Below are 18,922 nucleotides of genomic sequence, written 5' to 3' on the forward strand. Positions count from 1 at the left end.
TTTCCTCCTAAAATGTTTGGATGTTGTGAAAAGAAGCCAACAAAAAAAGCCCTTCTTTCCCAAAAAACTGGGACGAAAGGCTTTGGTTCCGCGGTACCACCCAAATTAGCAACAGAGGTTGCTCACTTATACAATACGGAGATGAAATATCTCGATACTGTTCTTCTTGTAACGGCGAAGTTCCCGGCTAAGTCTACTTTCCTATAAAGGATTTCGGTTAGCAACTCCAGGAGGTTCTTCATAATAGGCTTCGTATCAGGCTCACACCACCCCTGACTCGCTTAAACTACGTCCTACTACTACTCGTCCTTTCATAGTCGTTTTGTTGTCACATCTCTGAAACATTTTATTAATGATTATTCTATACAAAAAATAAAGAAAGTCAACAAAAAGTTTTAAAATGTTTTTCAATTCTTTATTTTACGGCTTTATTGATTGTTGTTAATTTAACATCTTTACTTTTTCTGCCTCTTCAATCCAAAAAATGTTTCACTGACCGAAACTAACGTATACACAACAATTAATGTGATCGTTCGGAATATAGAATCTGCAGTATTTCTTATTATTTTCATTTTCTTTATAATTCCTTTCAGTTTACTTGCAAATTCATGTTATACTATAGCATTCAAGCAGTTTATTTTTACTTAAAGCAATCATAGTCATTTATAAAGAGTATTTTCTAAATCATTGACTATTATCAAATAAGATTTTTATATAACGGAGTGATCATATGAGTAAAACGAAAGCAAAACCGAAAAAAGGTGTAGGACAAGGTACAGGAAGTAAAGGATGGAACCGTTGGCAATCAAGTGCAAAGAAAAAGGCAGCTGCCAAACCATACAAAAGTAAAGGTACAAAGAAGTAATTTAAATAACATTTGATTTCTTTACTTTGTACAAAACAAAATATAATTATTACAACAAAAAAGCTATGCCCTCATACATTTGAAGACATAGCTTTTTTATATTAAATCATTAAAATATCTCGAATTTCTTCCTCTGTGATTGAGGACAATTTCTCTTCTCCCGGCTCAATCACTTCAGCGATTAAATTTTTCTTACTTTCTTGCAGTTCATGCATTTTCTCCTCAATTGTTCCCTGAGCTACTAGCTTTATAACTTGCACTGTATTTTTTTGTCCCATTCGATACGCCCTATCGGCCGCTTGTTGTTCAACAGCTGGATTCCACCATAAATCATATAATATTACTGTATCTGCACCAGTTAAATTAAGTCCGGTACCACCAGCTTTTAAAGAAATGAGAAATAGATCTCCTTCTCCTTCGTTAAACCGATCGCACAGCTCTACACGATCCTGCGCTGGTGTACTCCCGTCTAAATAAAAGTATGGAATTGCTTGTCGATTTAACTCACGACCAATAATGGAAAGCATCTTCGTAAATTGAGAAAAAATTAATATTCTCTTCCCTGTACTTCTACATTCCTCTAAAATCTCTAACAGTTGTTCAAATTTAGCTGAACTTCCTTTGTAATCATCAACAAATAAAGCGGGATGACAACAAATTTGTCGCAATCTCGTTAAACCAGCTAAAATTCTAATTTTATTTTTACGTAACGTGTCTTTGTCTAAATGCTTTAACGTTTCTTCCCTTAACTTCGCTAAATAAGCAGCATAGAGACTCTTTTGATCGGGTAATAACTCCGATGATTGTAAGTGCTCTATTTTCTCTGGCAACTCATTTAATACGTCTCCTTTTAATCGTCTTAATACGAATGGTTTCACTCGCTTCGCTATATCTTCACGCCTTAAATCACCGAACTCTTTTCTTCCTGGTAATAATTCCGGGAAGACGACATGGAAGATAGACCATAGCTCTTCTAATGAATTTTCTACAGGTGTACCAGTTAGTCCGAAACGGTATTCAGCTTGAATTGTTTTCACAGCTCTTGCCGTTTGCGTTGTAGGGTTTTTAAACGCCTGTGCTTCATCAAGAAATAGTGTATGAAATGGCCTTGCATATAATCTTATATCTCTTCTCAGTAATGGATATGACGTGATTACGACATCAAATTCCGTTATATCTTTCAAAATTTTCCGGCGCTCTGCTTGGTTTCCATCTGCAATAACTGCTCTAATATGCGGGGCGAATTTTTTCAATTCACTAAACCAATTATAAACAAGAGATGATGGTGAAACGACTAATATTGGCAGTTTCTTTTCTCGAATCTCAGTCAAAACAGAATCTATAAAAGCAATGCTTTGCAACGTTTTTCCAAGTCCCATATCATCTGCTAAAATACCGCCAAAACGGTAATGAGCAAGTGTTTTCATCCATTCGAACCCATATACTTGATACTTTCTCATTTCTGCATTTAAAGTATTTGGCACAGCAAACTTTAATTTTTTCGGATTTTGAATGTTTTCTACTAACTCTTGAACTGAATCATCCAAACTTAAAACATTGCCTTCGTGAAGTCCGTTCATCCATTTTACACTCCGAATAAGCGGAACATTTACCTCTTCTCCATGTAAAAATTCTTTCCGAATACCTGATTCTTTTATAAACTGATTAATTTCATTAAACTCTTTACTCTCTAGCGACAAAAACGAACCGTTCGTCAATCGATAATATTTACGTTTCTCTTCAAGGGCCACTAATACACCTTTAATTTCTGCTTCTGGTATTCCTTTTATATCAAAACGAAATGACAACCAATCAATTCTTTCTTTTCTTCTCACTCTAATAAGAGGAACTGCATCCCCTTTACTAATTCGCAATTTGATTGCTGTCGTCGCATAAATATCAACTAAACCTTTTAATGTTGGCACGACGTGATATAAAAAGTTATACTCAGCTTCTTCATTATGCATAAAGTAACCGCCTTCTGTTTTTGCAAAGGCACTTTCACTCATAATGTCTAAAATCTCTTTTTCTTTTTTCTCATCACGATTAAAAACAGACGGCTGTCCATCCTCTTCTAGCGGATTAATCATGACGTTCCCATAGTGAAATTCAAGACCTGCTAATAAGCGATTTTTCACGCGGTCTAAATACAATTTCGCTTTTAGCGAAGGTGTTTCAACACGATCCGATATTACTTCATCAATGTGTACAGTTCCGAGCTTCATTAATCCTGGTACAACTTTCGCGACGAAATGTTCCATCTTACTTTCTGGAATATAAAACTGATTACTATTTGAGCGACTCATCATCTTTTGTAATTCAATAAGTCGCATACAATCTTCAATGTGTAAGTGATATAATTTCCCACCATAAAGTGCATTGTTATACATATCCATAACTTGTACACGATTTAGACCATCTATATGAAGTGTAAATCCGCCATTATTTCCCTTCGTAAATTCAAAGTGTAACGGCAACAAACCTTTTGAAACTTGTAATCCCTGAAACAGTTGTTTATTTTGTTTCAGCTGTACATATTCAACTTTAGAAAGTGAAGAGAGCATATCTTTCCATGAAGCTGGTGGTATAAATATCATACTTTCATCTTGTTTCGCATGTACTTCTAGCGCATCCTCATACATTTTTTCGTTATGATACATTTTAATGAGCTGCTGAATAATTGCATCCGTTTCTTGTTTAAAACTATGTACATCTGGTGTATATGTAAATTCATTTGAACAATGAAAAGACTCTCTTTTCTCCACCTTAGAAAGAAATTCTCTAATATGATTTATGAAATACACCTTGGCAAGTTTCAATTGAATTCCAAGAAGAGCACCACCACTTCTCGTAGCTACTGGTGTACATATAAACTCAACATCTAATATTTCACGTGTATCAAAACGGTGTTGTTTACTTTTTGGCCTCAGTGGTTTGTCTGCAAACAGCTGAAACATACCACTTGTCAATTGATCATTTCTGTTACTAGTGGAGCTCATTCCACCTGTTTGTTGATTATAGTTTATTTGTATTAATACTGCTGCAACATGTTGACAGTACGTTTGAAAAGACGCTAATGAAGGACAACTACATTTTGCAACAACATCACCCTTTTTGGCTTTTGCTACTGTAACATGGAAATCCTCGTTCCCTTTTACTGTCGCCTCACAAATTTCTTTATTTTCATCGTAATGATCTATTATCACTTTATTTGATTTATAATAGGTTTCACCTCTTTTATATGAGGTCTCTCCGCACACTTCTTTAATAATCGATTTATTCAATGTGAAACTCATCGCTTTGACACTTCCTTAATATAAAACCATTTTCTCTTACTTAACATTTTACATGCTCCACGAGAAAATATAAAATGTTGATTTAACAAAAAAAGATGCTTATTTATAAGCATCTTCTTCACTCTATCTCCATCAACCTCTTCGCCTCAAAATACAACACTTGAATAAACTTCTTCGTATTAATTCGCGTATGACCAGAAGATGCGAGTTCATCTTTCGTCATTTCTGTCATCCGTTTTCTAACTATGGTGAAATCGAAAAATTTTGGAGCATAGCTTTCAAATTTTGGATTTGAAAAGTCTGTTAGTCCTAAAGAAGCCAAATGATTTAACGACTGATAAATAGCTCGACGTACTCTTTGTTCAGACGCTTTTTTCTCTTTATCAATATCCGCACCTAAAGCTAGATCCCCTAATTTCCTTATCGTAATATGATGAAAAATTTCTTTTAACGCAGGAAAGCCAAACTCAAATGTCTGTGCCTTTTCTTGACCATATAAATATTCCAGCATACTAAGTAAATCTTTACTTCCATTCTCTCCCGCAATACCGAGTTCTGATAGTAAAAAGCGTCCTAAATCCCCTATCTTTTTTCCTTCTTGCACTGGTTCAGTACGCAATTGCGGTTTTTCCCACTGAAACACGTTATTCAATGATTTTTGAATATCATGTATAGAACGCTCCAATCTAATACGCTCCATCACTTTGCGTACAACAGATACAACTTCGATTTTATTTAATGGTTTTGTAATATAATATTCTACACCAAGTGTATATGCCTCACCTATAAGCTGCTTCGATTCCACTTGAGAAATCATAATGATTTTCCCCGTGAAAGTTGACGCAATGTGACGAACTGTTTCAATTCCGTCCCTCATCGGCATCAACAAATCAATAAATAAAATATCTACTTTTTTAAAATTTAGTTGATCCGCTTCAATAAAAGCTCCGTCATCCGCCTCACCAATTACTTCTCCAAGATCTCCATCTTCAATAATTTGCGAAAGCATCGAACGGAAAACTTCATCATCGTCTACGATATAATAAAACAAATCTATTCCCCTTCCCGCTTTAAACTACCCTCTGGTAAACAAACGATAAACTTACATCCTCTTTTATTTTCTCGGCCTTCTAATCTCACTTCTCCGCCTAGCTCTGTTACCATTTCATTTATGTAAGAAAGCCCAATACCAGTTGACGGTGTTCCCGTTTGATCATACTTGGAAGTAAATCCTGGCTTAAATACTAATTTCTTATACTTTTGTGCAATACCAGGTCCATCGTCAATTACTTCAAAAAATATATGTTGATCTCTTTTATATAGCTTAATAATAACGACACCTTTATCTTCAATTGCTTCAACTGCATTTGCAGCGAGGTTATTAAAAATTGATAGAACTGTATACACGTGGTATGCAGCATGCTCACCTTCTATATGTTTAGAAAAACGTATATCCTTTTCTAGCATTTCAGCATACTTCTCGTTTATTCTAACAATCATTTCTGCTAACTCATGTCCTTCTACATATTCAGCCACATTTTTATCTAATAACAGTTTAGATAACCCTGCAAATATCCTTTGATTATCCTTTTTTATTTCATGCACTTCCCCCGCTATTTTCAATGCTGTTTTACTACTTGAATCAGCGCTTACTTGTAAATTTCGATATAGTTGATATGCTTCTTGTGTAATTAACTCCGCATTTTGTAACGTCTTTTTCAAATGAACAGATTCCACATATAAATTAGAAAGATGCATTAACATATTTTCATTTTCTTTTCGAACTTGCGATTCTTTTAATTTCGTTTCATATAAATTCATCATATTTAAAAAACCAAGTGCAAAGAAACTACGAAAAATAGCAATAATAATAAGTTTATTCACTTCAGAAATCGTTATTGTTGTACCTAGTACTAACATGTGATAAAACGCAAGTTCTGACATACTTGCAACAATTTCAATTGAAATTCCAAGGCATCCAATAATGATTGGTTTCTGATGGAACTTATTTACCCTACAAAGCGAAAAAAAACTGCCATAAATAAAATAATAGAAGAACACAGGATAACGCAAATAAAATGATTCTGTCATATGAAATGAACCTTGCATGATCCAGTCAAGACATACTCGGAATAAGACTACAGATATACCAACAAGAATACCTGCAACTCCTGCTGGTACTCTTCTTAAAAATAATAATAAAAAGAAGAATAGCGGTGTACCGAAGCTAACTCGAAACGTATCATTAAAGGGATGAAAGTTCAGCTCCCCAGCAATCGGAACAACGACCATTAATATAATTAAAAGGGACATATCTTTCTTCCATAATTGATTCCAATTCAAAGGTGACACTTCCTATACTTTTTTCAGTAGTAAAAGTGAAAGCCCGCTTATTGTTATAAACGGGCTTTCTTTCTATATTCTAACCTTTTCTACCGCTTTTATTTGGCGATACTCTGGCTTCCACATTGCTTCTTGCACTGCCATCTTGATATCGTTATCACTTAAGTTCACTCTTGCAACACCTTCTGCAACTGCAACTTTCGCTACTTCAATTGCAACCATTTCTGAGATATTACGTAATTCTTCGACCTCTGGTAAAATAGGTGCTCCTGGCTGACTTGTATCTACCATACTTGCAACTGCTTCAGCAGCCGCTGCGAACATTCCATCCGTCATGACGCTTGCTCGTACTACAATTGTTCCAAGACCAAGCCCTGGGAAAATAAGTGCATTATTTGATTGTCCAATCACATACGTTACACCGTTATATGTAACTGGTTCAAATGGACTTCCTGTTGCAACTAACGCTCTTCCTTCTGTCCACTCGATTAAATCTGCTGGTTTTGCTTCAGCAAGTGGCGTCGGATTCGACATTGGTAAAATGATTGGTCTTTCTACGTGAGAAGCCATTTCTTTAATAATCTCTTCTTTAAATGCACCTGCAACAGTAGATGTACCAATTAAAATTGTCGGTTTTACATGTTTCACAACTTCAGCAAGTCCGATCACATCATTTTCTTTCCACTCACTTACTTCTGCTTCTTTTCTTGCGTACGGAATTTGGAAATCAAGAAGATCTTCCATATTATCTGTAACTAACCCGTTACGATCAATACACCAGAAACGCTTATATGATTCTTCTTCAGATACACCTACGCGGACCATCGCATCTCTAACTTGATCTGCGATACCGATTCCAGCCGTACCAGCACCAAATACAACAACGCGGTGTTCACTTAGCGGTACACCAGAAGCTTTCACTGCCGATAATACTGCCGCAAGTGAAACTGCACCTGTACCTTGAATATCATCATTAAACGTACAAACGTCATGACGGTATTTATCTAAAATTTTTCGTGCGTTACGAGAGCTAAAGTCTTCCCAATGTAAAAGTGCTTTCGGGAATTGTTTATTTACCGCTTGTACAAACGTATCAATAAATTCATCGTAAGCTTCACCTGTTATACGAGGGTGACGATTTCCAATATAAAATGGATTGTTTAATAGTTCCTCACGGTTTGTACCTACATCTAAAATTACCGGTAATACGCGGCTAGGATCGATTCCAACTGCGGCAGTGTAAACAGCTAATTTTCCGATTGCGATATTAATACCGCCAACACCCCAATCACCAATTCCTAATATACCTTCTCCATCTGTTACAACGACTAAATCAATATTTTCAGCTGTTGCACCGATATTGGCAAACGCTTCTTCAATACCTGATGGGTCGTTAATTGATAAGTAAATACCACGTGGTTTACGATATTCATGGCTATACCTTTGAATTGCTACACCGACAGTTGGTGTATATACAATCGGTAACATTTCACGTAAATGATCTGTTAATATACGATAAAATAATACTTCATTTCGATCATGTAACGCAGTTAAGTATACATTCTTTAATAAATCATCCGGCTGCGAACTAAATTGTTCGTATGCTCGGCGTGCCTGTTCTTCTAACGTTAAAACCGCTGGCGGTAATAACCCTTTTAAACCTAACTCTTCTCTTTCATTTTGTGTGAAAGCTACCCCTTTATTTAAAAGTGGTGTTGATAATACTTCTGCTCCTCTTAATGTTGTTTCTAATGCACCATTAGAAGCTACTGTAAACTTGCTCATAACATCCCTACCTCTATTCATATATAGCATTTCTATATTGTAAACAAAAAAGAGGGGCTTGTCCCCCCTCTTCTTTTAATTTTTCTTTAAAAGAGTTGCTCCTGCAATCCCTGGATGTGTCATTTCGAATGGATCTAGAATTAACTCTAAGTCTTCTTGTGACAGTACACCATTTTTCACACAAAGTTCTCGAACGGATTGCCCTGTCGCAATTGCTTCTTTCGCAACACGAGCTGCAGCTTCATAACCGATATGAGGGTTCACGGCTGTAATAATTCCTACACTTTTCTCAACATACTCTTTTAAGCGATCTTCATTCGCTTCAATTCCTTTTAAGCAATTATCTGTAAAGGCACGGAAACCGTTATTCATAATGCTAATTGATTGCAGTAAGTTGAAAACAAGTACTGGTTCCATAACATTTAATTCTAATTGTCCTGCTTCTGAAGCAAGGCAAATCGTATGGTCATTACCAATTACTTGGAACGCAATTTGGTTAATAACTTCTGGCATAACAGGGTTTACTTTCCCTGGCATAATAGAAGAACCTGGTTGACGAGCTGGTAACATAATTTCAGCTAAACCAACACGTGGACCTGATGCCATTAGACGAAGGTCATTCGCAACTTTAGACATATTCATCATACATACTTTAAGTGCTGCAGATACTTCAGTATAAGCATCCGTATTTTGCGTCGCATCTACTAAATCTTCTGCACCAACAAGCGGTAATTCACTGATTGCAGCTAAATGTTTTACAACTGCTTCAATATATTCTGGATCTGCATTTAAGCCTGTACCAACTGCAGTCGCTCCCATATTTACTTCATATAAATGTTGACGTGATTGCTTAATACGTTTCATATCACGTTCAAGTACGCGAGAATACGCTTTAAATTCTTGTCCAAGGCGAATTGGCACAGCGTCTTGTAAATGTGTACGACCCATTTTAATAACATGGTCGAACTGTTCTGCTTTTAATTCAAATACATCATGCATATAACCCATCGTTTGTAATAAGCCTTCTAATGCATTTAATGTTGCGATATGAATCGCCGTTGGGAATGCATCGTTTGTTGATTGCGCCATATTTACATGACTATTTGGACTAATATAGTGATAGTCTCCCTTTTCCATTCCTAATAATTCAAGAGCACGATTGGCAATGACTTCATTTGCATTCATGTTCATTGAAGTACCTGCTCCGCCTTGAATTGGATCTACGATGAAATGATCATGCCATTTTCCATCAAGAATTTCTTGAGCAGCTTCTGCGATCACGCCACCCTTGTTCAATTCCAATCTTCCTACATCTGTATTCGCAAGTGCTGCTGCTTTTTTTACAATTGCGAATGCTCTAATTAAACCTTCATGGATTTTGTATCCTGTAATTGGGAAGTTTTCAACTGCACGCATTGTTTGTACGCCATAGTATGCATAGTTTGGTACTTCTTTTTCACCTAAAAAATCTTTTTCAATTCGAACACCATTTTTAACTTCAGTTAATGTTGCCATGATTATTCACTCCTTAACGATTTCTTATGCTGCTTTTGTTTCTTTGACTGTTTCTACATATTGTTTTGCTTTCTCATTATCGAATTCGCCTTCCCACTTCGACATAACAATGGCCGCTAATGCATTTCCTAATACATTGACAGATGAGCGAATCATATCTAAAATGCGGTCAATTCCCGCAATTAACGCGATACCTTCTAGTGGTAGCCCCATTGAACCTAACGTTGCTAATACAACAACGAACGATGCACCTGGAACTCCCGCCATACCTTTGGATGTTAACATGAGAACGAATAATAACGTTATTTGCTCCGTTAGTGACATGTGCACACCGTACATTTGGGCAACAAACAATGCCGCTAACGCTTGATAAATAGCCGATCCAGTCAAGTTAAATGTATAACCTGTCGGAATTACGAAAGAGGCAACTGCCTTTGGACAACCGAACTCTTCCATTTTTCTCATTATATTAGGTAAAACAGCTTCTGAACTTGCTGTCGTAAACGAAAGAATCAGTTCTTCTTTTAAAATTTTTATTAATGTAAAAATGTTTACTCCAACCATTCGTGCATTAATACCTAATACAATCACAACGAATAGTATAACAGTTACGTATACAGCTAGCACTAGTTTTCCTAGCGGAAGTAATGTTGCTACACCAAATTTTGCAACTGTAACGGCAATTAATGCGAATACACCAAATGGTGCAAATTTCATAACTTGATTTGTAACCCAAAACATTGCTTCGAGTACGCCTTCAAAGAAGTTAAAAACAGGCTTTCCTTTTTCCCCAATTGCCGCAACTCCTAAGCCGAATAATACTGAGAAGAATATAATCGGTAATAGGTCACCTTGTGCAATCGATTCAAATACGTTTTTTGGTACAATGTGAACAATTGTCTCAGCAAAACCTTTCTTCTCCGTTGCATCTGCTGTTTGTTTATAAGAAGAAATATCACTTTGCTGTAAATTACTCATATCAACACCAGTACCTGGTTGGAATATATTCGCTGCAAGTAATCCCATTAAAATAGCAATCGTCGTAATAATTTCGAAATAAAGAATTGTCTTACCGCCCAGTTTCCCAAGCTTTTTCATATCTCCTACACCAGCTACCGCAACAATTAATGCTGAAATAACAATTGGTACTACAATCATCTTAATTAAGTGAATAAATATATCCCCAATTGGTGTGATATAAGAAATCGCCATTTTATTGCCATAAAAGACTGCCCCTACTACAATCCCTAAAACAAGCGCGACAAAAATTTGTGTTGCCAATCCGAATTTTTTCATTTATGTTCATCCCCTTCATGCGAACGCTTTCAATTTGAATTTATAAAAGCTACTCACACATCTTATAAGCGAACCTACAAAATCATACAAAAACCTACAAGTTCGTCACAAAAAATTCAAATATTTTTCTTCTTTTTTTCATTGACACCATTTTGTTAAAAAACGATAAAATAAACTTGATAAGCAATCAGATTATTTCGTATAATCAAAAAGATATATACTTACAACAAATCAAAAGGAAAAGGAGTGGATGTTATGAAAAACTATACAAAGCAATTCGTCCTATCTTCTTCTTTTCTTTTTCATTTTCTTAAAAAGGAACAAAGGCATTCGCCTTTGTTCCTTTTTTATTGCGATCTATATAGGGGGAATTGTTATGAGACCATATAAACGTGTCTTAATTAAATTAAGCGGCGGTGCACTTGCCGATCAAACTGGAAATAGCTTTAACTCCAAACGATTAGAACATATCGCAAACGAAATTTTATCCATTGTTGATTTAGGTATCGAAGTATCCATCGTCATCGGTGGCGGTAACATTTTTAGGGGGCATCTAGCTGAAGAATGGGGAATCGATCGCGTAGAAGCTGATAATATCGGTACACTAGGTACAATCATTAACAGCTTAATGCTTCGCGGTGTTTTAACAAGTAAAACAAATAGAGAAGTACGCGTTATGACTTCCATTCCATTTAATGCAGTAGCTGAACCATACATTCGCTTGCGTGCAGTCCACCATTTAGATAACGGTTATATCGTTATCTTTGGAGGCGGAAACGGCCAACCGTTCGTGACAACAGATTATCCAAGTGTACAAAGAGCCATCGAGATGAATAGTGATGCCATATTAGTCGCAAAACAAGGGGTCGATGGCGTCTTTACAAGTGATCCAAAGCATAATAAATCAGCAAAAATGTACAGCAAACTAAACTATAATGATGTCGTTAGACAAAATATACAAGTCATGGATCAAGCGGCATTACTGCTTGCCCGGGACTACAATTTACCAGCACACGTCTTTAACTTTGATGAGCCTGGTGTCATGAAGAAAATATGTTTAGGCGAACATGTGGGGACGTTGATCAATGATGATGTTACGATGCTGGTGCATGAAAAATAATAATTCCCCACCAAAAAGGGTGCCTTTTGTAGGCACCCTTTCCTAATTCATCATCACAAATAGAAGTCAACCAATCCCGCCACTTTCTCCTTACAACGCTCCCAAAAAGATAACTTTTCAAAAAACTCTTTCGTCATTTCTTTCGAATCATGAAAATCCTCTGTTAACGCCTTATTAACTTGTCCTACAATAGGACCACCATAAATATAAAAATTCATTTCATCATTTATATTGAAGCTACGCGAAGTAAAGTTTGTTGTACCAATAACGGTTAATTCATTATCAATAAGCATTAATTTACCATGGAACATTCCTTTTTTATAACCATATACAGTAATCCCATTATTAACAGCTTGACGTATGTATGGATACGCCGCTTCTTTTATAAGAGGTAGATCCGGTTTATATGACCAAAGTATTTTTACTGTAACACCACGCTTTTGCGCCGCGATTAAAGCATTCATAGATTCTTTATTTTTCGCTATAAAATACGGTGTTGCAATTACAATGGAGTGCTGAGCTTGTTTTATGAGCTCTATATATTTTTCAGCAACGTAATGCCCATTGTAACTAGTCATAGTATGTAATGTAGTCCCTTTACTAGCTTTATTCGTACTTCTCTTTATCTCTTCTTTCGTATCTCGTTTCCAATCTAAAGCGAATTGCTGTTCTAAATCTTTTGCTCCTTCTCCTTTAAGCCGCACATGATAATCACGCCAATATCCAAATCGCTTATCTTTCCCTAAGTACTCATCTCCTATATTAAATCCGCCTGTATAGCCAATTTCTCCATCAATCGTCGTAATACGGCGATGATTACGATGGTGAAGTGAATAAAATCCGAATGGTAATGTAGGTTTTCTACTATATGTAAAATGTACACCACTTTCCCGCAATTCATTTATCACCTTTCTTTCAAATGATAAATCATTAATGCGATCAACTGATAAATAGACGTTTAATCCTTCTTTTGCCTTCTCTTTTAATAAGTTTAAAAAAGTATGGCTACTTTTATCATCCGACAAAATGAAGAAATAAGTGTAGATGGAGCTTTTCGCTTCTCTTATATCAGTAAATAATTGTTTATAAAAAGGCTTCCCTTCTACATATAATTGAAAGTCACTATAATGAGGCGCATACTCTGTCGGCATGTTTTTCCCAGCTTCCATTTTCCTACCTAAGGTAACATCGATATGCATCCATATTAAAATAAAAACGAAAATAGCAATAACAATAGAAGTAACTCGCAATATTTTTTTAATCATTTTGATTTCCTTCCGATCATTTTCTTTCCACCTTTCTATTTTGTCATTCAAGTTTAGATTTCATGCTTCATACAAAAAAGGATGTGACTTAACGTCACATCCTTTTCACATTAAACAAAATTCCTCGCATCATTATTTCTTCCAAACTTATAAATCGCAATTAAGAAGAATGCAATCGCGAAAGCGAATAAAATTAAAATATTTAAATACAACTCAGAGAATGGAATTCCTTGCTGTAGTTTCGATACTGTGTCTAACAACCAGCGCTGCGGAAGAAAATTAGCTACTTTTTGTACTGCACTTGGCATAATGTCATATGGGAAATAACATCCAGCAAGTAAGCATGTTGGTACAATGACCATATTTTGCATCGCATTTGCCGATGCTGAGTTTTTCGAAAAAGCTACAAGGACTAATGATATTCCAATTGCGATTAATGCAAATAGCATTAGTACGCCCATCATCACTATAAAAGGCATATTGATATTCGTATGAAAAACATTCGTTAGGAATAGGATTGTAATCAAAATTTGTACTGTTAGTATTATCATATTTACTCCGACATTAGATAATATAAACTTCTTCCCATCTATCGGCGTTGATAATAGTCTAAAGTACGTTCTATTCTCTTTTTCTTTTAAAATATGACCTGATAGGTTCGCTGCTGAAAACAGCATAAACATAATAAGGTAACCCATCGTTTGATTTGTCATATCTTTATTTTTCGAAGTATCTTCTAGCGTCTCCGTTTTCATTTTAAATGAACTTTTTTGATACCCTGCGTACATATTGTCGAATGTACTTTGATCTGTTCCTGCTACTTTACTAATAGCTGCTATATTATCAATATAATTATATAAATATGATTTTATAAATCCTGTTACTTGATCACCTTTAATCGATGAAATTTCAATATGCTCTGGTTTCCCTTCTCGAACACTTTTTGAAAAACCAGAATCTAATGTAATAACTCCATCAAGTTTTTTGGAAGTGAGTTTATCTTCTACTTCAGACTCCTTAACCTTACTCACATTCACATGATTTAATCCTTCTAAAAACTTTATCGTATCATTTGCTATTGGCTCATTTTCTTTATTTACAATCCCGATATTTAACGTTCCTTGCCCTGCATTTCCGTATATCGAGAAGGAAATGAGCGTCCCTATTATCGGCAAGCTAATTATAATGAGTAAACTTTTTTTATTTTTCAAAAGCACAGATAACGTTTTTTGTATGAGCCATAAAATATCCTTCATACTATAGCCCCTCCCGTCTACGTAATGCAATAATTGCAATTAATAAAAAGAGTGCTGAAATTCCAATGTTTAAAGAAATGACTGGTAGTGCTGCACCTACATCATTTGCATAAATAATTTTCATAACAGCTGTATTTGCCCAAGTTAATGGTGATAAGTTCGTAACGAAATTTTCTTCTACTACGAAATATGCACCTCCAAAAATAGAAGCTAATTGCACAACAACCATAATAATTGCCCTAGACGCTTCAGCTGTTTTCGTAATATATCCGATTCCTAAACCGAAGCTAATTGCTAGAAAGACTTGTGTTAATAAAATAAGAAATATGATTCCAAGATGGTCGCCCCAATTCGCTTGAAAAACAAATTTACTAAATAACATGACGAGTAATATGCACAGGGCATTTGCTACTAGGCTACCAAGTACTTTTCCAATGAATATTTCAGCTTTACTTATAGGTGCAGCAATGAGACGATCTCCTGTTTTACGTATTCGTTCTCCTCGAATTAAAGAACTCGCTCCCATCGCAGCATATAGTGCAATCATCGTTGTCATTACAACCGCATAGTAATCCATAGAACCTGGTTTTTTCGCAGCTTGTAAAGATGTTTCTTTTATATAATCATTATGATTTCCGTTTGAAATAACCGTACTAACCTTAGTAGGATCTACTTTTGCAACTTCGACCGCTACATTGTACTTATCAACAAATGTTGTAAGCATTCCTTCCACAATACTTCCCTCAATACTACTTTTGTCACTTCCATAAAATTTTGCACCATCTTTATTTAACTCTACATAAGCGGCATATTTATTTTGCTTCACTTCTTCTTTCCCATCTATACTGCCGGAAGCTTTTTTAAAATGAATACCTGATTTATCCACTTCTTTCGTAAATGCTTCAAATGATTGAGAAAACGTGCTACTCGCTTCATCTTTATATAGCACTTGTATATCTTTAATCGAATGACTATCACTATTAAATGCGTTGGTTAACGCTGTTCCTAACACAAGCATAAGCACAATCGGAAATGCTAACATAAAAACTAAAGTTCTTACGTCTCTGAAATCTCTTTTAATATGCATAATTGCAATATTGAAGATGTTCAATTGATGAACCTCCCTTTACCTTTTCTTCATTTACTTTTTATTTATCTCGTAAGTTTCTTCCCGTCAATGTAAGGAATACTGTTTCTAAGTTGGGAGCCTGCTCCTCTAATGAACGAATTTCAATATCATGATTGATACAGTGTTGAATGATTTTATTTAAATTATTTAATCCCGCATCAGAATTCACTTTAATTACGTTTTCTTCAATTTGAACTGCTTTCACACCGTTGATCTCTTTTAACTTTTCTACATCTAAATTTTCTACTGACTTCACTTCAATCCAAATATCTTTCGTATCTGTAATAATCGCTTTTAACTGTTCTTTCGTACCTTCTGCAATCACTTTACCGTGGTCGACAATTGCGATTTTCGTACAAATCTCTTCTACTTCTTCCATGTAGTGGCTCGTGTAAATAATAGTGCTTCCCATTTCATTTAACTTCCGGACAGACTGAAGAATATAGTTTCTTGACTGCGGATCAATTCCAACTGTCGGTTCATCCATAATAATTAACTTCGGTCTATGTGCAATTGCACAAGCGATATTCAATCTTCGCTTCATCCCGCCAGAAAAGTTTTTCGGATAACTTTTCTGTTTATCACTAAGTCCTACAAATTGAAGTGCTTCCTCTACTCTCACTCTTAGTTCGGCCCCTCTTAATCCGTACAATCCAGCAAAGAACTTCACATTTTCATAAGCAGTTAACTCTTCATAAATCGCAATATCTTGCGGAACAATACCAATATTCATCTTTGCAAATCGATTATGTTTCTTTATATTTTTTCCTAGTATGCTAATTTCGCCTTCATTACTTCTTAACAAACCAGCAATCATATTAATTGTCGTACTCTTACCAGCACCATTCGATCCTAAAAAGCCAAATATTTCTCCTTCTTTAATAGATAAAGACATATTATCAACTGCGATGAAATCACCAAATTTTTTCGTTAAATTTTTAATTTCTAATGTATTCATCATTTCACCCCTATTTCGGTTTCTCTGCTGTTATTATAAACAAAAAGAATGAACCTGCTCAGTGCAGAAGTTCATTCTTTTCACATGAGAATATTCACTTTTTTCATATGAGATGATTCATCTTCGTCCCATTCTCTTATATCGGAAACAACATTGTCACTGAAAAACCACTTGTTCCATCTACAATAATTTTGCCGTTTACTGATGCTGTTCGCTCCTCCATCCCCATAATACCGAGACCTTTCTTAACAAGAGCTGCGCCTTTCCCGTTATCCTTCACTTGCACCTTAACCATCTTGTTAAGCACATGAATATCTATAGAAATAACTGTCGCATCAGCATATTTCATTGCATTTGTTAGTGCTTCTGTAACATTCTCACCGATAATTTTCCACTGAATGGGAGAAATCATATCTAAGTTCCCCTTGTATACAAAAGGAATATTCACATCATTCTTACCGGCAAATTCCTCTATGAATAATTTCATACGATGAATACCAATTTGCTCAGTTGGTGGCTTCATATTTTTTAATGTAATGCGAATACTTTCAATTCCATCTTTTGAAATGTGAATTGCATTTTGTAATAACTCCGCAGATTTTTCTTTATCTATTTCCATTAACCTTTTTGCTGCTTCCATTTGAATAAGTGCACCCGTCATCGAGTGACCAATTTTATCATGAATTTCTTGCGATAACCGATTTCTCTCTTCTAGCTTAAATGTGTATTCAGATTGTCTTATGTACTCTTTATTTTCATGTAAACTTTTCGTAAGTCGTTGCATATCTTTTCGCATTTTATCATTTTGCGATTCAAGCTTTACTACACGCGATATATATCGATCTGCCATAGTTAAAACGAGAAAAGTAAATGCAACAATTAATCCATAAGTCATTCGAATACTTTCATCTGCAATCGTAATTGGGAGCATCATAATGACAAAGCGTGGCCAATTCTTTTCTATGTAATGGAATGTAATTTCGTATAAGTTCAAAGGTAAAAACAAAATAAAAAATGGATGAACCCTCCATGTAAATAACATAACTACGCCAATGGACATACAGATTAATATTTTTTTATACGTATCTTTTTTAAATATAGAAATCATTACGTTTACAGAGAGGTAAATAAGTAAAGTAAATATAACCCATGGTAAATTTGCTACATTTGCGTAAATATAACTAAACACAATATATAAAAAGACAATTAATTTACTTACAGTTAACCAAAATTCCATATCATTAATCTACTTTCCCTGTTAAGTAATAAATCGCAATTTGTGTGCGATGTTCAAGTTCAGTTTTCCCTAAAACTGACGTAATATAATTTGCAATTGTTCCCTCAGATATAAAAAGCTGTTTCGAAATTTCTTTATTTGAGAAACCTTTTGCAATTAATGCGATAATACTAAGCTCCCTTTCTGTGAAAAGGCTCTTATCAATTTTACATTCTTCCTCTTTACTTTCCATTAAATTAGACTTAATTTTATCAAGAACAACATCTTGCATAACAGTTTGACCGTTATAAACCCCTTTTATCGCATCACGAATACGCTCCGGATCGTTATTTTTTAATAAATAACCTTTCGCTCCGTTTTTTACTGCATCCAAAATATATTCATCATCATCAAACGTCGTTAAAATAAGCGGTTTTGTTTTCGTCTCTTCACAAATGAACTTCGTCGCCTCTACCCCGTTCATATTTGGCATGCGAACATCTAATAGAGCGATATCAACATCGTTCTTTTTGCAATACTCCACTGCTTCTTTTCCATCATTTACTGTATCTACAACTTCAAACTCTTCATATGTATTTAAAATAATTTTCATGCCTTCTCTAATAAAAGAGTTATCATCCGCTATTAATATTTTAATTTTCATGTTTGTTAGTATGGCCCTTCCCCTACTAACATTCACATCCTTTCTTCCCGTAACATTTCCTACTTGCTCATTATATACTTCTCTTTACCATTTTTTCACACCTTTTTTCATCTAGCACTCCTGCAAAAAATATATTATTCTTTTTTTACAAAATGTGTAGGGTGACTTATCATTCTTTACGTCTATATAATAGAATGCGTCAAAAAGGAGGGAG

The 18,922-nt window shown here is 35.2% G+C and carries 14 protein-coding genes and 1 other annotated feature; of the genes, 2 read left to right on the top strand and 12 right to left on the bottom strand.

Going from position 1 to position 18,922, the window contains the following annotated elements; translation table 11 throughout:
• Positions 1 to 65: 65 nt before the first annotated feature.
• Positions 66 to 324 (bottom strand) — a binding site (T-box leader).
• 406 nt (positions 325 to 730) lie between these two features.
• Positions 731 to 865, top strand: a complete 135-nt coding sequence (locus CQ064_RS00590) for a DUF3934 domain-containing protein (RefSeq protein WP_000047588.1) — start codon at positions 731 to 733, stop codon at positions 863 to 865.
• 101 nt (positions 866 to 966) lie between these two features.
• On the opposite strand, the gene CQ064_RS00595 is transcribed toward CQ064_RS00590, so the two are convergent.
• From CQ064_RS00595 to CQ064_RS00620, 6 genes are all read right to left on the bottom strand, one after another.
• A complete protein-coding gene (locus CQ064_RS00595) occupies positions 967 to 4,161 on the bottom strand; it encodes a DEAD/DEAH box helicase (protein ID WP_000011086.1) in 3,195 nt (1,064 codons plus the stop codon).
• A gap of 118 nt (positions 4,162 to 4,279) precedes the next feature.
• Complete coding sequence (locus CQ064_RS00600; protein ID WP_000500304.1) at positions 4,280 to 5,212, bottom strand: response regulator; 933 nt, start codon at positions 5,210 to 5,212, stop codon at positions 4,280 to 4,282.
• Between the two features lie 2 nt (positions 5,213 to 5,214).
• Positions 5,215 to 6,513 carry a sensor histidine kinase gene (locus CQ064_RS00605; RefSeq protein ID WP_002195356.1) on the bottom strand — a complete coding sequence of 433 codons (1,299 nt, stop codon included), beginning with the start codon at positions 6,511 to 6,513 and terminating at the stop codon, positions 5,215 to 5,217.
• A gap of 63 nt (positions 6,514 to 6,576) precedes the next feature.
• Positions 6,577 to 8,289, bottom strand: coding sequence for an oxaloacetate-decarboxylating malate dehydrogenase (gene malS, locus CQ064_RS00610; RefSeq protein WP_003270074.1), 1,713 nt, complete (start codon positions 8,287 to 8,289; stop codon positions 6,577 to 6,579).
• Between the two features lie 75 nt (positions 8,290 to 8,364).
• Positions 8,365 to 9,804 carry an aspartate ammonia-lyase gene (gene aspA / locus CQ064_RS00615; protein ID WP_000224199.1) on the bottom strand — a complete coding sequence of 480 codons (1,440 nt, stop codon included), beginning with the start codon at positions 9,802 to 9,804 and terminating at the stop codon, positions 8,365 to 8,367.
• A 24-nt stretch (positions 9,805 to 9,828) separates the two neighbouring features.
• On the bottom strand, positions 9,829 to 11,100 hold the full coding sequence (locus CQ064_RS00620) for a cation:dicarboxylate symporter family transporter (RefSeq protein WP_000713287.1): 1,272 nt from the start codon (positions 11,098 to 11,100) through the stop codon (positions 9,829 to 9,831).
• 376 nt (positions 11,101 to 11,476) lie between these two features.
• On the opposite strand from CQ064_RS00620, the gene pyrH reads away from it, so the two are divergent.
• Entirely contained in the window at positions 11,477 to 12,220 is a 744-nt protein-coding gene (gene pyrH / locus CQ064_RS00625) for a UMP kinase (RefSeq protein WP_001248059.1), read from the top strand.
• Between the two features lie 53 nt (positions 12,221 to 12,273).
• Here the strand turns inward: pyrH and cls are convergent, their stop codons facing one another.
• From cls to CQ064_RS00655, 6 genes are all read right to left on the bottom strand, one after another.
• Positions 12,274 to 13,485, bottom strand: a complete 1,212-nt coding sequence (gene cls, locus CQ064_RS00630) for a cardiolipin synthase (RefSeq protein WP_000591938.1) — start codon at positions 13,483 to 13,485, stop codon at positions 12,274 to 12,276.
• Between the two features lie 110 nt (positions 13,486 to 13,595).
• Positions 13,596 to 14,741: an ABC transporter permease gene (locus tag CQ064_RS00635; RefSeq protein ID WP_000651881.1), complete on the bottom strand. Its 1,146-nt coding sequence runs from the start codon at positions 14,739 to 14,741 to the stop codon at positions 13,596 to 13,598.
• A gap of 1 nt (position 14,742) precedes the next feature.
• Positions 14,743 to 15,852 carry an ABC transporter permease gene (locus CQ064_RS00640; RefSeq protein ID WP_001020156.1) on the bottom strand — a complete coding sequence of 370 codons (1,110 nt, stop codon included), beginning with the start codon at positions 15,850 to 15,852 and terminating at the stop codon, positions 14,743 to 14,745.
• Positions 15,853 to 15,889: 37 nt separating this feature from the next.
• Positions 15,890 to 16,828 (bottom strand): ABC transporter ATP-binding protein, encoded by a 939-nt coding sequence (locus CQ064_RS00645; RefSeq protein ID WP_001093826.1) that lies wholly within the window; start codon positions 16,826 to 16,828, stop codon positions 15,890 to 15,892.
• Positions 16,829 to 16,964: 136 nt separating this feature from the next.
• Positions 16,965 to 18,065 carry a sensor histidine kinase gene (locus CQ064_RS00650; protein WP_000397687.1) on the bottom strand — a complete coding sequence of 367 codons (1,101 nt, stop codon included), beginning with the start codon at positions 18,063 to 18,065 and terminating at the stop codon, positions 16,965 to 16,967.
• Positions 18,066 to 18,069: 4 nt separating this feature from the next.
• On the bottom strand, positions 18,070 to 18,708 hold the full coding sequence (locus CQ064_RS00655) for a response regulator transcription factor (protein ID WP_000694105.1): 639 nt from the start codon (positions 18,706 to 18,708) through the stop codon (positions 18,070 to 18,072).
• Positions 18,709 to 18,922 lie beyond the last annotated feature (214 nt).

Origin of the sequence: Bacillus sp. MYb78 (assembly GCF_002975115.1) — a bacterium.
In the GTDB taxonomy this organism is placed as follows: Bacteria; Bacillota; Bacilli; order Bacillales; family Bacillaceae_G; genus Bacillus_A; species Bacillus_A cereus.